The organism is Amycolatopsis sp. MtRt-6, from assembly GCF_017308975.1.
Classification (GTDB): domain Bacteria; phylum Actinomycetota; class Actinomycetes; order Mycobacteriales; family Pseudonocardiaceae; genus Amycolatopsis.
The window spans coordinates 122,096-134,837 of the sequence record NZ_JADWPD010000024.1 but is presented as its reverse complement, the minus strand read 5'-3'; the positions used below and the strand labels follow the sequence as shown (position 1 = coordinate 134,837).

The window sequence follows — 12,742 nt, the reverse complement described above, 5'->3', positions numbered from 1 at the left end:
GACATCATATGTCTGCTACGGTCCCCGGCCATGCGCTTCCAACGCCTCGGCGACGCCGGCCACGAGATCCCCGTCGTCCTCGACGAAACCGGCGCGGCGCGGGACCTGCGTGCGCTGACCCGGGACCTCGACGGCGCCTTCTTCGCCGCCGACGGCGTCGCGCGGGCGCGCACGGCGCTGCGTGACGGCACCCTTCCCGTGCTGGACGCCACGGGCCTGCGCGTCGGTGCCCCGGTGGCCCGGCCCGGTCTCCTCGTCTGCATCGGGCTGAACTACTCCGACCACGCCGCGGAAACCGGCGCGCAGCCGCCCGCGGAGCCGGTGGTTTTCCTCAAGGCCACCAACACGATCATCGGCCCGGACGACACCGTGCTCGTCCCGCGGACCAGCACCAAGACCGACTACGAGGTCGAACTCGCCGTCGTGCTCGGCGGCTGGGCGCGGTACCTCTCGACGCCGGAGGACGCCGACGCCGTCATCGCCGGGTACGCCGTCTCGAACGACGTCAGCGAGCGCGACTTCCAGCACGAACGCGGCGGCCAGTGGACCAAGGGCAAGTCCTGCGAGACGTTCAACCCGCTCGGCCCGTGGCTGGTCACCCCGGACGAGGCGGGCGATCCGCAGGACCTCGGCCTGCGACTGGCCGTCAACGGGCAGCCACGCCAGGACGGCACCACGAAGAACATGCTCTTCGGCGTCCGGCACATCATCTGGTACCTCAGCCAGTTCATGGTGCTCGAGCCGGGCGACGTCGTGAACACCGGCACGCCGGCCGGGGTTGCCTTCGGGGCCAACGACTTCCCCTATCTGTCCGAAGGGGACGAAGTGACCGTCGAGATCGACGGCCTCGGCCGCCAGCACCACCGGATCGGCCAGGCGTGACCGGCCGGCGCGTCGACGCGCACCACCACCTGTGGCAGACCTCCGTCCGCCGGCACGCGTGGCTGGACGGCGACGACACCGCGACGATCCGGCGCGACTACACCACGGCCGACCTCCGGCAGGCCGCCGCGGGCATCGACGCGACCGTGCTCGTCCAGGTCCTGCCGGACCTCGAGGAATCGGTGGAGTTCCTCGCGATCGCCGCCGCCGAGCCGCTCATCGCCGGTGTCGTCGGCTGGCTCGACCTCACCGGCTCGCCGGCGCGGGACCTCGAACGGCTGCGCTCGGCCCCGGGCGGCGAACTGCTGACCGGCATCCGGCACCTCGTCCAGGCCGAGCCCGACCCGCGCTGGCTGGAACGCGACGACGTCCTGGCCGGGCTGGCGGCGGTGCGCGACGCCGGGCTGGTGTACGACCTGCTCGTGCTGCCCCACCAGCTCCCGGCGGCCACCGCGGCGGTCCGGGCGCTGCCGGACCTCACCTTCGTCCTCGACCACCTCGCGAAACCGCCGATCGCGAGCGGAGAACTCGAACCCTGGGCGACCGACCTGGCGACCCTGGCCCGGGAACCCAACGTCGTCGCGAAGCTGTCCGGCCTGGTTACCGAAGCCGGCCGGCCGTGGCGGGTCGAGGATCTGCGGCCGTACGCGGAAACCGCGCTCACCGCGTTCGGCCCGGACCGGCTGATGCTCGGCTCCGACTGGCCGGTGTGCCTGCTCGCGGGCACGTACGCGGAAGTCATGGCCGCGGCCGACAGCCTCCTCGACGGGTTGTCTCCGGCCGAGCGTGACGCCGTCCGCGGTGGGACCGCGACCCGCGTCTACGGGCTGGCGCCGTGACCGCCCCGACAGTCCGGCTCGCGTACGGCGAGACCGGCCTGGATCTCGCCATCGACCCGGCGGTCACCACCGTGGTGACACCCGTGCACCACCCGGTCACCGAACCCGCGGACGTGCTGCTGCGCCGGGCATTGCGGGAACCGGTCGCCGGGCGGCCGCTGCGCGAGCGGGTGCGGCCGGGGCAGACGGTCGCGATCTCGGCGTGCGACGGGACCCGGCCGCAGCCACGAGAGCTGATGATCCCGGCGATCCTCGCCGAGCTGGACGGCATCGTCCGTCTCGAAGACGTCGTCATCCTCGTGGCCACCGGGACCCACCGCGGCAACACGGACACCGAACTGCGTGCCATGTTCGGCGACGAGGTCGTCGACACCGTCCGGATCGTCAACCACGACGCCCGCGACCGCGCGAGCCTGACCTGGCTGGGGCGCCACGGCGACGCCGTCCCGGTGTGGCTGCACAGCGAATGGGTCGCCGCCGACGTCCGGATCACCACCGGGTTCGTCGAACCGCACTTCTTCGCCGGCTTTTCCGGCGGCCCCAAGCTCGTCGCCCCGGGGCTCGCCGCCCTGGAAACCGTGCTGGTGCTGCACGACGCCCGCCGGATCGGGCACGCCAACGCCACCTGGGGCATCACCGAAGGCAATCCCGTGCACGACGACGTCCGCGCGATCGCCGCGGCCACCGGCGTCACCTTCGCCCTCGACGTGATCCTCAACCGCGACAAGGCGGTCATCGGCGCCTTCGGCGGCGACCTCCTCGCGATGCACGCGGCCGCGACCCGCGCCGCCCGGGACGTCGCCATGCGGCCCGTGCCGGCACCGTTCGACGTCGTGGTGACGACCAACTCCGGGTATCCCCTGGACCAGAACCTCTACCAAGCCGTCAAAGGGATGTCGGCGGCGCACCGGATCACCAAGCCCGGCGGGACGATCGTCTGCGCCGCGGAGTGCCGCGACGGGTTCCCGGACCACGGCTCCTACCGCGAAGTCCTCGCTTCGGCGAGTTCCCCGGCGGCCCTGCTCGCCGAAATCTCGGCCCGCGAGGTCACCGTGCCCGACCAGTGGCAGGTCCAGATCCAGGCGAAGATCCAGGACGACTGCCGGGTGGTCGTGCACACCGGTTTCCTGAGCGAAGCCGACCTCGCGACGGCGCACCTGACCCGCACCACCGACATCGCGGCCACCGTGGCCGAGGCCCTCGACCGGGCCGGGCCGGGCGCGCGGGCCTGCGTGCTCCCGGAAGGCCCGCTGACGATCCCGTACGTGCCGGCATGAGTACCGCCGATCTCGGGTTCGCGCGCGTCGACCTCGACCGCGAACACCGGCAGGGATTGCCGGAAGTCGTTTACGGGCCGGGGAAAACGCCGCCGCAGATCGCGGCCATCGTCCGGACGTTGCTCGCGCACAACACCGGTCCGGTGCTGGTCACCCGGGTCGAAGCCGAGGCGGCTCGTACGGTGCTGGCCTCGGTTCCCGGTGGCCGCTATGCCCCGGGCGCGCGGCTGCTGGTCTGGCGCCCGGCCGCGGCGACGGGCTTCACGCTCGCCGTGGCCGCGGCCGGCACGTCCGACGGCCCGGTCGCCGAGGAAGCCGCGGAAGTCGCCGCGGCCATCGGCCTTTCGGTGGACGCGGTCACCGACGTCGGGGTCGCCGGGATCCACCGCCTGCTGGCCGAACGCGACCGGCTGGCCGAGGCCGACGCGGTCATCGTCGTCGCCGGCATGGAAGGCGCACTGGCGTCGGCGGTGGGTGGGCTGGTCGCCTGCCCGGTGATCGCCGTGCCGACCTCGACCGGGTACGGCGCGGGCCTCGAAGGCGTGACGGCGCTGCTGGCGATGCACGCCTCCTGCGCGGCGGGCATCACCGTGGTCAACATCGACTCCGGCTTCGGCGCGGCGATGGCGGCCTTCCGGCTGGCCCAGGTGCTGGGGAGGCCACGGTGACCCTCTGCGTGATCTCGCCGTTCACCGGCCTGGCCGGGGACATGCTGCTGGCCGCCCTCGTCGACGCCGGCGCGCCGCTCGACCCCATCCGGTCCGCCGTCGCCGCCAGCGGGCTCACCGGGTGGGAGCTGCGTGTCCAGTCCCTGCTCACCCACGGGCTGATGGCGGCTCGCGCGCTCGTGGACGTCACCGACGACGCCACCAGCCGGCCCGCCGCCGAACTGATCGCCATGGCCGGGCGGGTCGAGCCCGCGCCGGTCGCCGACCGGGCCGTCGCGGCGCTGCGGGCGATCGCCGAGGCGGAAGGCCGGCTGCACGGGGAAGCACCCGACCGCGTTCACCTCCACGAACTCGGCGGGCACGACACGCTCGTCGACGTCATCGGCGTCTGCGCCGCGCTCGACGCCCTGGACGTGTCCACTGTGTACTGTGGCGCGCTGCCGCTGGGCACCGGCGCCGTCCGCACCGCGCACGGCCTCCTCCCCTGCCCCGCTCCCGCGACCGCGGCGTTGCTGCGGGGCGCGCGGACGGTCGGCAGCGACCTCCCCGGCGAGACGGTCACCCCCACCGCGGCCGCGCTGCTGAAGGCCGTCGAGGCCCGGTTCGAGCCACCGCCGGAGTTCCGGCTGCTGGCCACCGGCTACGGCGCGGGCACCCGGTCGCTGCCGGACCGGCCGAACATCGCGGTCGTGCACCTCGGCGAAACGGCCGAGGCCGGGCACCGCACGCTGGTGGTGCTCGAGACGAACCTCGACGACGTCACCGGCGAGGTGCTCGGGCACGTCGTCGGCGAGCTCCTCGCCGCGGGCGCGCTCGACGCGTGGATCAGCCCGGTGACGATGAAGAAGGGCCGCCCGGCCCACGTCCTGCACGTGCTCGCCGCGCCGGAGCACGCCGCCCGGCTCGGCGACCTCGTGCTCGCCGAAACCGGCAGCCTCGGGCTGCGCGAGTACCCGGTCCGCCGCACCGCGCTCGACCGGGTGACCGAAACGGTCGACGTCCTCGGGCTGCCGGTCCGCCGCAAGCGCGGACCGCACGGCGCGAAACCCGAGCACGACGACGTCGTGGCCGCGGCGCGCGAACTCGGGCTGCCGGCCCGGGTCGTCGCGGCGATCGCGGCGGGGCACTGATGGACGGCACCCGGCTCGTCACGCACCTGGCCGGCCTCGGCCGCCTCGCGGTGGCGTTCTCCGGCGGCGCCGATTCGGCGCTCGTGCTCGCGGCCGCCGTCCGCGCCCTCGGCCCGGCGGACGTGCTCGCCGTGACGGCGAACTCCGCCAGCCTGGCCGCGGTGGAACTGGCGGACGCCCGGCGCATCGCGGCCGAGCTGGGTGTCCGGCACCTCACCCCGGCGACCGGCGAACTCGACGAGCCGGGGTACGCCGCGAACGGCCGACGGCGCTGTTACTTCTGCAAGACCACCGTGCTCTCGACGATCGCCGAAGTGGCCGCCGGACAAGGTTTCCCGGCGCTGGCCACCGGCACGAACGCCGACGACGCCGTCGACCCGTTCCGGCCGGGCATCCGCGCGGGCGACGAAATCGGCGTGCACACCCCGCTGCGGACGCTCGGCCTGTCCAAAGAGGACGTCCGGGCCATCGCCCGCCACTGGGGACTGACCTGGGCGGACAAACCGGCCGCACCCTGCCTGGCGAGCCGCGTCCGGTACGGCATCCCGATCACCACGGCCACGCTGGCGCGGGTGGAACAGGCCGAATCGGCGGTCCGCGCGGTCCTGGCCGGCCGCGGCCTGCCCTCCCGCGACGTCCGGGTCCGCGACCTCGGCGGCACGGCCCGGATCGAGCTGGACACCGCCGTGGCCACCGCAGTCCACGACGATCCCCGGCTGCTCGACGCGGTGCGGGCCGCCGGGTTCGCCGAGGCCACCGTCGCCGCCTTCCGCTCCGGCGCGCTCAACCACGAACCGGGCTGACCGGGCGACGCGGTGGGCTACCCGGCCGTCCTCACTGCCGCGTCAGCTCCTCCTTCCGCCGCAAGAGGGCGGCCCGGCTGCGGCGGACGGTCCGCAGGTGCACCACGGCCACCCCGCCGAGGACGACCACCGCGAGCAGCAGCGTGGGCTCGACGCGGTGCCGCAGCGTCGTGATCACCACCGCGCCGGTCGTGAACAGCAGCCAGGCGGCCAGGCCGAGCCAGCCGGCCACGACGCGGTCGCGGGCGAACAGCGGGGCCCGCCGCGTCACCGCCCAGCCGCCGAACGCCGCCCAGGCCAGCCCGATCGCGACGAGCACGGCGAAGGCGACCTTCGTCCGCGGGGGAAGGCCCGGCTCGGTCGCCCAGAGCAGCACGATGAGGCCACTGCCGGTGAGCCCGGCCAGCGCGAGCCCCACATAGCCCACCCGCCGCCGCAGCGACAACGGCGCGTCGAGCCGCGCGATCACTTCTTCCGGCGTCATACCTCGTACTCCTTCCGCTCGAGTTGTTCCCGCAAGAGCCGCCGGGCCCGGGCGAGCCGCGACTTCACCGTGCCGACCGGGACCCCGCAGACCTGGGCGCACGCGTCCAGCGGCAGGTCCTGGAGGTGGAACAGCAGCAGCACCTCGCGTTCCCGGACCGGAAGCGCGCCGAGCGCGTCGGCGAGCACCTCCCGGTCGGCGATCGGCCCGATCTCGTCCGGGCCCACCGGCTCCGCGGACGGCTCGGGTTCCGGCCGGGCGTAGGCGTCCCGGAGCCGGTTCATCACCGCGCGGCGGGCGATGGTGAACAACCACGGCGCGAACCGCCCGGGCTCCCGCAGCTTCGGCAGCCCGTTGAACACCGCCAGCCACACTTCCTGCACGACGTCGTCGTCCGGTTTGCCGAGCATCCGCCGGACATAGCCCTCGACCGCCCCGTGCCAGGCGCGCACCAGCTCGGCGAAGGCGTCGCGCTCACCGAGCCGGCACCGGACGATCAGCAGCTCATCACTCATCTGCCCTCCTTCACCGGTTCAGTCGGTGCGGAGACCGGAAAGGTTCACCGCAGCCTGGGACGTGTTCCAGGCCACAAACTGACCAACTGACTGTTCTGGTCAGTATGGTCGAAGGCATGACGGGACAACACAAAGGCCGGGTGCTGGTCGTGGGAATGGGCGTCAGCGGGATCGCGACCGCGGCGCGGTTGCACGCCGCGGGCTGGACGCCCGTGCTGGTCGAACGCGCGCCGGCGCGCCGCTCCGGCGGCTACTTCGTCGCCCTCTTCGGCGCGGGCAAGGCGGCCGCCGCGCGGCTGGGGCTCGACACCTACCTGCACGATCGCGGCGCGTCGCAGCCACCGCTGACCATCGACCGGCGCGGGCGCCGCCGGGCCGGTGCCGGGATCGCCGACCTGCCCGGCAAACCGTGGCTGATGCTGCGCGGCGACGTCGAGCAGGCCGCCTACGAGGTGCTGCCGAAGGACGTCGAGATCCGCTACTCGACCGTGCCGACCGCGATCGCCCAGGACGCCGGCGGCGTCGACGTCACCCTGCGGAACACCGGGACCGGCACCGAGGTCACCGAGCGGTACGACCTCGTCGTCGGCGCCGACGGGCTGCGCTCGACCGTGCGATCCCTGGTGTTCGGCCCGCACGAAGACCACCTGCGCCGGCTCGGCTTCATGGTCGTGGCCTTCGAATACGACGGCACCCCGGCCGGCCTCCCACCCGGGCGCGGCGCGACGCTGCTCGAGCCGGGCCGGTCGATGTGGGTCTTCGCCTTCGCCGACCACAACCCGACGGTGATGCTGACGTACCGCACCGGCGACGTCGACGCGGAATTCACGCAGCCGCCCGCCGAGCGCGTCCAGGCCGCGTTCGGGCCGGAGCCCCTCGGCCGCACGCTCGGCGACGTCGTCGGCCACCTCGAAAAGACCGGCGACGCGCTCTTCGACTCCGTCGAGCAGGTGCGGATGCCGCGGTGGCACCGCGGGCGTGTCGTCCTGGTCGGCGACTCCGCCTGGTGCGTCACGCTCTACGCGGGCATGGGCGTCTCGTCCGGCCTGACCGGCGCCGACCTGCTCGGCGCGATGCTCGAACGCCACGCCGACGTCGAAACCGCCCTCACCGAGTGGGAGCGCACCCTGCGGCCCTACATCCAGCACTGCCAGGACGGCGCGTTCAGCGACCGCAAGATCTTCATGGCCGACAACCGCCCCGAGATCCTGTTCCGGCGCGCGCTGCCGAGGCTGGCCAAGACCCGGCTCGGCGGCCGCCTGGTCGAACGCGTGCTGCGCGTGGACGACATCGCGAAGTTCAAGAATGCCGATATCGTCGGCGAAGCACTCCGGCCGCCGGAAAGGACCAGCGTTGCCCGACCTGCCTGAACACAGCTCGCCCAAGGCGGCGCGCATCCTCGCCGCCGCGGGCGAACTGCTGCTCGCCCGCGGCAGCAAGGGCGTCACCATCGCCGATGTCGCCACCCGCGCGCACATCGGCAAGGGCACGGTCTACCTCTACTGGAAGACGAAGGAAGACCTCCTGCTCGGCCTGATCGGCCGCGACTTCCTCGGCCTCGCCGACGACGTCACCGAGGCGGTGACGGCGGACCCCGGCCTCGCCCGGCCGTCCCGCCTGATCCCGGACATGCTGAGCACGGCCGCCCGGCACCCGTTCGTCGAAGCGCTGCGCAGCGAAGACGCCGCCCTGCTCGGCGCCCTCACCGACGACCCGCGCTCGCGGAAGCTGCTGGACACGCTCAGCCCGGACGCGCTGATGTACCGCGTGCTGCCGATCTGGCGCCGCCACGACCTGGCCCGCACCGACTGGCCACTGGCCGAGCAGGGGATGGCGCTGCACGCGCTGTTCACCGGCTTCCTGGCGGCTCCCGTCCCGAACCGGTTCCAGCCCGAGCCGGCGGTTCCCGAGCAGGTCCTCGCCAAGGCGGTGACGGCGCTGCTCGGCCCGGAACAGGCGTCGCCCGCCCAGGTCCGGGCGACGGCCGAGGAAGGACTCGGCGCCCTCGCCGCCGCCCGCGCGACGGTGCTCGAGTTCATCGCGACCCCGGCGTTGCTCTGAGTTTCGCGGCCTCGCCGCCCGCCCCCGCGCGGGCGGCCCGGGCGGCCAGGTCCGCGAACGCCGCCCGCAGCTCCGGCGGGCCCACGACGTCGATCTCGCAGTCGAACCGCAGCAGGCCGGCGGCGAGCGCCGGCCAGGACCAGGACCCCGTCAGCAGCCGGGTCTTCCCGGGCGCGACCTCCTCGACGACCCCGTCACCGGCGAACGGCGCCACGTCGGCCGCCGGCCTGGCGAGGACCACTTCGCCCCGGCACGGCCAGGCATCGGTGCCGGAATCCTTGAACCGCGCGGACAGGAACGCCGCGACGTCGCCACCCGGCACCTCCCGCGGGGTGAACCGCGGGCCGTTCGGGACGCGCGGCCGCATCCGGTCCACGCGGTAGGTCCGCCAGTCCGCGCGGACGGCGTCCCACCCGACCAGGTACCACCGTCCACTTCGGACGACGAGGTGGTGCGGCTGCACCCGCCGCGGTTCGCCGTCCGCCGGCCGCGACGGCGACGCGTAGCCGAACCGCACCTCCTCGGTGGCCCGGATCGCCGCACTCAGGACGAGCAGGACGTCCGTGTCGACCTGGATCGCGGAACCCCCGGCCGCGGCGATCCGCAGCCCGTCGACGCGCTGCCGCAGCCGGGCGGGCAGCACCTGCCGCACGGTGGTCAGCGCCCGCACGGCGGCTTCCTCGATGCCGGCGCCGGTCCCGGCGGCGATCCGCAGCGCCACGGCGAGCGCGACCGCCTGCTCTTCGTCGAACAGCAGCGGCGGCAGCCGGCTCCCGGCCCCGAGCCGGTAGCCGCCCTCCGGTCCCTTGACGGCCTGGATCGGGTAGCCCAGCTCGCGCAGCCGGTCGACGTCGCGGCGCACGGTCCGCTCGCTGACGCCCAGCCGGCCGGCGAGCAGCGCGCCCGGCCAGTCCCGGCGGGCCTGCAGCAGGGACAGCAGCGAGAGCAGGCGACCCGAGGTCGCCGTCGAGGAAGCGACCGGCATGACTTGCATGGTGTCACGAGAAGCGGACGTTCCCTGACCGCTACCGCTGACACGGTGGCTCTCGTCGGAACACCCCAGAAAAAGGAACAACCATGTCGCTCACCGCAGCCGCCCACCTCAACTTCACCGGACAGGCCCGCGCGGCCCTCGAGTTCTACGCGTCGGTCTTCGGCGGCCGGGCCACGATCGTCACCTACGGCGACTTCGGCATGCCCGCCGCGCTGCCGGACGCGGGCAAGGTGGTGTTCGGCCAGGTCACCGCGGACAACGGCTTCGGCGTCATGGCCTACGACGTCCCGGGCACCGACGGACCGGCCACCCCGGCCGCGCCGGCCACCCGCCGCGAGAACGGCACGACGATCACGAAGGAGCCGTTCTTCCTGTCCGTCCGCGGGGCGACCGTCGACGAGGTCTCCCCGGTGTGGAAGGGGCTCGTCGACGGCGCGACCGTCATCGAGGAGTTCGGCCCGGCCCCGTGGGCGCCCGCGTTCGGGATGGTGACCGACCGCTTCGGCGTCACCTGGATCGTCGACATCGCCGCCGAACACCAGGGCTGACACATCACCGGCGCCGGAACGTCTTCCGGTAGGCGCTCGGGCTGACCCCCACGGTCCGGGCGAACTGGACGCGGAAGTTGCTCGGCGACGGGAACCCGACCTGGCCGGCGATGCGGTCGATCGTGTGGTCGGTGAGCTCCAGCAGCTCCTGAGCGTGCCGGAGGCGCACCCCGGTCAGCCACTGGATCGGGCTCTGCCCGGTCTCGGCGTGGAAATGCCGCGTCAGCGTCCGGGCGCTCATGCCCGCCGCGGCGGCGACGTCGGCCAGGCTGAGCGGGCGGTGGGCGTTCTCCTCGATCCACCGGAGCGCCTTTTCCAGCGTCGCGGTCTGGTACGTCGGGCGGTTGCGGAGGATGTACTGGCCCTGCCCGCCGGTGCGCTGCAGCGGCGCGACGGCCAGGCGCGCGGCGTCGGCGGCGACCGCGGCGCCGTAGTCGCGCTCCACGATGTGCAGGCACATGTCCAGCCCGGCCGACGCGCCGGCGGACGTCAGGATCCGGCCGTTGTCGATGTAGAGCGCGTCCGGGTCGACGTCGATGGCGGGATACCGGCGGGCCAGCTCGTCGGTGGCGAGCCAGTGCGTGGTCGCCCGCTGCCCGTCGAGCAGGCCGGCCTCGGCGAGGGTGAACGCGCCGACGCAGATCGAGGCGACCCGCGTGCCGCGCGCCACCGCGGCCCGCAGGAACTCCGCCACGCCGTCCGGCACCGGCCGGTCCGGGTCGTTCCGCCCGGGGACGACGACGAGGTCGGCGTGCGCCACCTCGTCGAGGCCCACCTCGACGGTGAGCTTCACCGGACCGGCCCCGGCCACCGGCTCCGGCCCGGCGACGACGAGCCGGTAGCCCGCGCGGCCGTCCGGCAGCCGGACCCGGCCGAGCGTTTCGATCGGCGTGGCCAGATCGAACGCGATGACGTCGTCGAGCGCCAGCACCGCAACGGTGTACATGCTGCCAACGTACGCCGGGTGGCGTGATCCAGTCGGTTGCCTACCGTTCGGCCACGTGTCACCGAATCGCGTCCAGCTCGGCCAGTGTCTCCTCGTCGAACGCGATGTCCGCCGCGGCCAGGTTGGCCTCGAGGTGCGCCGCACTCGCGGTCCCCGGGATGAGGTGCACGTTCGGCGCCCGGTGCAGCAGCCAGGCGAGCCCGACCTGCGCCGGCGTCCGGCCCAACGCCCGCGCGGCCGCCTGCACCGCGGGCTCGTCGGTCACCTTCGGCAGCCCGGGAAAAGCGCCACCCAACGGGAAGAACGGCACCCACGCAACACCTTCCGCGACGCACAGCTCCACCATCTCTTCGTCGTCGCGGCCGACGAGGCTGTAGGAGTTCTGCACGCAGGCGATCCCCGCCGGCAGCGCCCGGCGCAGGACGTCCGGCGTGACGGCACTGAGCCCGATCGCGCCGATCTTGCCCTCGTCGCGCAGGGCCGTCAGCGCCGCGAGCTGGTCGTCGAGGTCGACGCGCTGGTCACCCTCGGCGAGCAAGCCGGGCTGCCGGTCCGCCCGGCGCAGGTTGACCAGCGGAAGCCGGTCGAGCCCGAGCGACCGGAGGTTGTCTTCGACGCTCGCGCGCAGCTGTTCCGGCCGTTGCGCCAAGCGCAGCGGGATCGGCGCACCGGGGTCCGGATCGGCGCCGACCTTGGTGGCGATCAGGACGTCGTCGCCGAGGGCTTCGCGGATGACGCCGTTGACGAAGCCGTTGCCGTAGAACTGGGCGGTGTCGACGTGGCCGACGCCGAGCTCGACCGCGCGGCGCAGGAGGGCGACCGCCGCCGCGGGGTCGTCATGGAGGCGCTCGAGCTGCATCGCCCCGTAGCCGACGCGGGAGACCGTGCGGCCGGCGAGCACGCCACTGGCGGGAGAAGGCATGGGTGTCCCCGTCCTCGTGCGATGATGGTGAAGCGGAGGAACCTCCGCTTGAGCCGACCGTAGCACAACCGGAGGTGCCTCCGCTTTGCCTTCGCCCGATCCTTCCCGTCCGGTGCGCTCGGACGCACGCCGCAACCGGGACAAGCTCGTCGCGGTCGCGCGAGCCGCGTTCGCCACCGCCGACGGGACCGTCGCGCTCGAAGCCGTCGCCCGCGAGGCCGGAGTCGGGATCGGGACGCTGTACCGGCACTTCCCGACCCGCGAGGCACTCGTCGAAGCCGTCTACGCGGCGGAACTCGACGACGTCACCGCCGGCGCGCCGGTCCTGCTCGGCACCCTCCCACCCGAGGAAGCCCTGCGCGCGTGGATGGACCGCTATGCGGCCTTCGTGGCGACCAAGCGCGGGATGGCGGACGTCCTCCGCGCGAGCGTCGCGTCGGGCCGCATCGCGACGCCGGCGACGCGGCAGCGCATCGTCGCCGCGATCGGCACGATCCTCGACGCGGGCGCGAAAGCGGGCACGCTGCGCGCCGGCGCCGACCCGGAGGACGTCACGCTGCTCCTGCTCGGCGTGTTCCTGTCGACGGCGTCCCCGGACGAGGGCGACGCCGAGCGGACCGGCCGGATGCTCGACCTGATTGTCGACGCGCTGCGCGTGAACCGCTGAAGCCGC

15 protein-coding genes are annotated in these 12,742 nt (G+C 73.9%); 10 read left to right on the top strand and 5 right to left on the bottom strand.

All coding sequences use genetic code 11. The features are described 5' to 3' along the window. Positions 1 to 30 precede the first annotated feature (30 nt). The 6 genes from I4Q55_RS33720 to larE are packed head-to-tail and all read left to right on the top strand — an operon-like array spanning position 31 to position 5,599. Complete coding sequence (locus I4Q55_RS33720) at positions 31 to 882, top strand: fumarylacetoacetate hydrolase family protein (protein WP_206793751.1); 852 nt, start codon at positions 31 to 33, stop codon at positions 880 to 882. Then, a complete protein-coding gene (locus tag I4Q55_RS33715; RefSeq protein ID WP_206793749.1) occupies positions 879 to 1,721 on the top strand; it encodes an amidohydrolase in 843 nt (280 codons plus the stop codon). Before I4Q55_RS33720 ends, I4Q55_RS33715 begins: the two co-directional genes overlap by 4 nt. Next, positions 1,718 to 2,998, top strand: coding sequence for a nickel-dependent lactate racemase (gene larA / locus I4Q55_RS33710; RefSeq protein ID WP_206793748.1), 1,281 nt, complete (start codon positions 1,718 to 1,720; stop codon positions 2,996 to 2,998). Before I4Q55_RS33715 ends, larA begins: the two co-directional genes overlap by 4 nt. Continuing rightward, on the top strand, positions 2,995 to 3,666 hold the full coding sequence (gene larB, locus I4Q55_RS33705) for a nickel pincer cofactor biosynthesis protein LarB (protein WP_206793745.1): 672 nt from the start codon (positions 2,995 to 2,997) through the stop codon (positions 3,664 to 3,666). The genes larA and larB overlap by 4 nt, the downstream gene beginning before the upstream one ends. Further along, positions 3,663 to 4,796, top strand: a complete 1,134-nt coding sequence (gene larC, locus I4Q55_RS33700; RefSeq protein ID WP_206793743.1) for a nickel pincer cofactor biosynthesis protein LarC — start codon at positions 3,663 to 3,665, stop codon at positions 4,794 to 4,796. The genes larB and larC overlap by 4 nt, the downstream gene beginning before the upstream one ends. After that, positions 4,796 to 5,599, top strand: a complete 804-nt coding sequence (gene larE, locus I4Q55_RS33695; protein WP_206793741.1) for an ATP-dependent sacrificial sulfur transferase LarE — start codon at positions 4,796 to 4,798, stop codon at positions 5,597 to 5,599. Before larC ends, larE begins: the two co-directional genes overlap by 1 nt. Before the next feature lie 31 nt (positions 5,600 to 5,630). Here larE and I4Q55_RS33690 read toward each other — a convergent pair whose 3' ends face one another. Together I4Q55_RS33690 and I4Q55_RS33685 are read right to left on the bottom strand one after the other, a co-directional pair. After that, entirely contained in the window at positions 5,631 to 6,083 is a 453-nt protein-coding gene (locus tag I4Q55_RS33690; RefSeq protein WP_206793740.1) for a hypothetical protein, read from the bottom strand. Continuing rightward, complete coding sequence (locus tag I4Q55_RS33685; RefSeq protein ID WP_206793738.1) at positions 6,080 to 6,598, bottom strand: RNA polymerase sigma factor; 519 nt, start codon at positions 6,596 to 6,598, stop codon at positions 6,080 to 6,082. Before I4Q55_RS33685 ends, I4Q55_RS33690 begins: the two co-directional genes overlap by 4 nt. Before the next feature lie 116 nt (positions 6,599 to 6,714). Between I4Q55_RS33685 and I4Q55_RS33680 the strand changes: the two genes are divergently transcribed. Further along, positions 6,715 to 7,968 carry an FAD-dependent monooxygenase gene (locus I4Q55_RS33680; RefSeq protein WP_206793736.1) on the top strand — a complete coding sequence of 418 codons (1,254 nt, stop codon included), beginning with the start codon at positions 6,715 to 6,717 and terminating at the stop codon, positions 7,966 to 7,968. Beyond that, positions 7,952 to 8,659 (top strand): TetR/AcrR family transcriptional regulator, encoded by a 708-nt coding sequence (locus tag I4Q55_RS33675; RefSeq protein ID WP_206793734.1) that lies wholly within the window; start codon positions 7,952 to 7,954, stop codon positions 8,657 to 8,659. Before I4Q55_RS33680 ends, I4Q55_RS33675 begins: the two co-directional genes overlap by 17 nt. Here the strand turns inward: I4Q55_RS33675 and I4Q55_RS33670 are convergent. Next, positions 8,634 to 9,644, bottom strand: coding sequence for a YafY family protein (locus I4Q55_RS33670; protein ID WP_206793731.1), 1,011 nt, complete (start codon positions 9,642 to 9,644; stop codon positions 8,634 to 8,636). The two genes, I4Q55_RS33675 and I4Q55_RS33670, sit on opposite strands and share 26 nt — an antisense overlap. Before the next feature lie 92 nt (positions 9,645 to 9,736). Here I4Q55_RS33670 and I4Q55_RS33665 point away from each other — a divergent pair, with 92 nt between their 5' ends. Beyond that, complete coding sequence (locus tag I4Q55_RS33665; RefSeq protein WP_206793728.1) at positions 9,737 to 10,201, top strand: VOC family protein; 465 nt, start codon at positions 9,737 to 9,739, stop codon at positions 10,199 to 10,201. 4 nt (positions 10,202 to 10,205) lie between these two features. Here I4Q55_RS33665 and I4Q55_RS33660 read toward each other — a convergent pair whose 3' ends face one another. Both I4Q55_RS33660 and I4Q55_RS33655 read right to left on the bottom strand, forming a co-directional pair. After that, positions 10,206 to 11,147, bottom strand: a complete 942-nt coding sequence (locus tag I4Q55_RS33660; protein WP_206793726.1) for a GlxA family transcriptional regulator — start codon at positions 11,145 to 11,147, stop codon at positions 10,206 to 10,208. Positions 11,148 to 11,205: 58 nt separating this feature from the next. Then, positions 11,206 to 12,069 carry an aldo/keto reductase gene (locus I4Q55_RS33655; protein WP_206793724.1) on the bottom strand — a complete coding sequence of 288 codons (864 nt, stop codon included), beginning with the start codon at positions 12,067 to 12,069 and terminating at the stop codon, positions 11,206 to 11,208. An 85-nt stretch (positions 12,070 to 12,154) separates the two neighbouring features. Here I4Q55_RS33655 and I4Q55_RS33650 point away from each other — a divergent pair, with 85 nt between their 5' ends. After that, positions 12,155 to 12,736, top strand: coding sequence for a TetR/AcrR family transcriptional regulator (locus I4Q55_RS33650; RefSeq protein ID WP_206793722.1), 582 nt, complete (start codon positions 12,155 to 12,157; stop codon positions 12,734 to 12,736). Positions 12,737 to 12,742 lie beyond the last annotated feature (6 nt).

What these genes read in the sequence shown, in the direction of transcription:
- I4Q55_RS33720 (WP_206793751.1), top strand. Translation starts at nt 31, where the DNA reads ATGCGCTTCCAACGCCTCGGCGACGCCGGCCACGAGATCCCCGTCGTC.
- larB (WP_206793745.1), top strand. Translation starts at nt 2,995, where the DNA reads ATGAGTACCGCCGATCTCGGGTTCGCGCGCGTCGACCTCGACCGCGAA.
- larE (WP_206793741.1), top strand. Translation starts at nt 4,796, where the DNA reads ATGGACGGCACCCGGCTCGTCACGCACCTGGCCGGCCTCGGCCGCCTC.
- I4Q55_RS33690 (WP_206793740.1), bottom strand. Translation starts at nt 6,083, where the DNA reads ATGACGCCGGAAGAAGTGATCGCGCGGCTCGACGCGCCGTTGTCGCTG.
- I4Q55_RS33685 (WP_206793738.1), bottom strand. Translation starts at nt 6,598, where the DNA reads ATGAGTGATGAGCTGCTGATCGTCCGGTGCCGGCTCGGTGAGCGCGAC.
- I4Q55_RS33680 (WP_206793736.1), top strand. Translation starts at nt 6,715, where the DNA reads ATGACGGGACAACACAAAGGCCGGGTGCTGGTCGTGGGAATGGGCGTC.
- I4Q55_RS33670 (WP_206793731.1), bottom strand. Translation starts at nt 9,644, where the DNA reads ATGCCGGTCGCTTCCTCGACGGCGACCTCGGGTCGCCTGCTCTCGCTG.
- I4Q55_RS33665 (WP_206793728.1), top strand. Translation starts at nt 9,737, where the DNA reads ATGTCGCTCACCGCAGCCGCCCACCTCAACTTCACCGGACAGGCCCGC.
- I4Q55_RS33660 (WP_206793726.1), bottom strand. Translation starts at nt 11,147, where the DNA reads ATGTACACCGTTGCGGTGCTGGCGCTCGACGACGTCATCGCGTTCGAT.
- I4Q55_RS33655 (WP_206793724.1), bottom strand. Translation starts at nt 12,069, where the DNA reads ATGCCTTCTCCCGCCAGTGGCGTGCTCGCCGGCCGCACGGTCTCCCGC.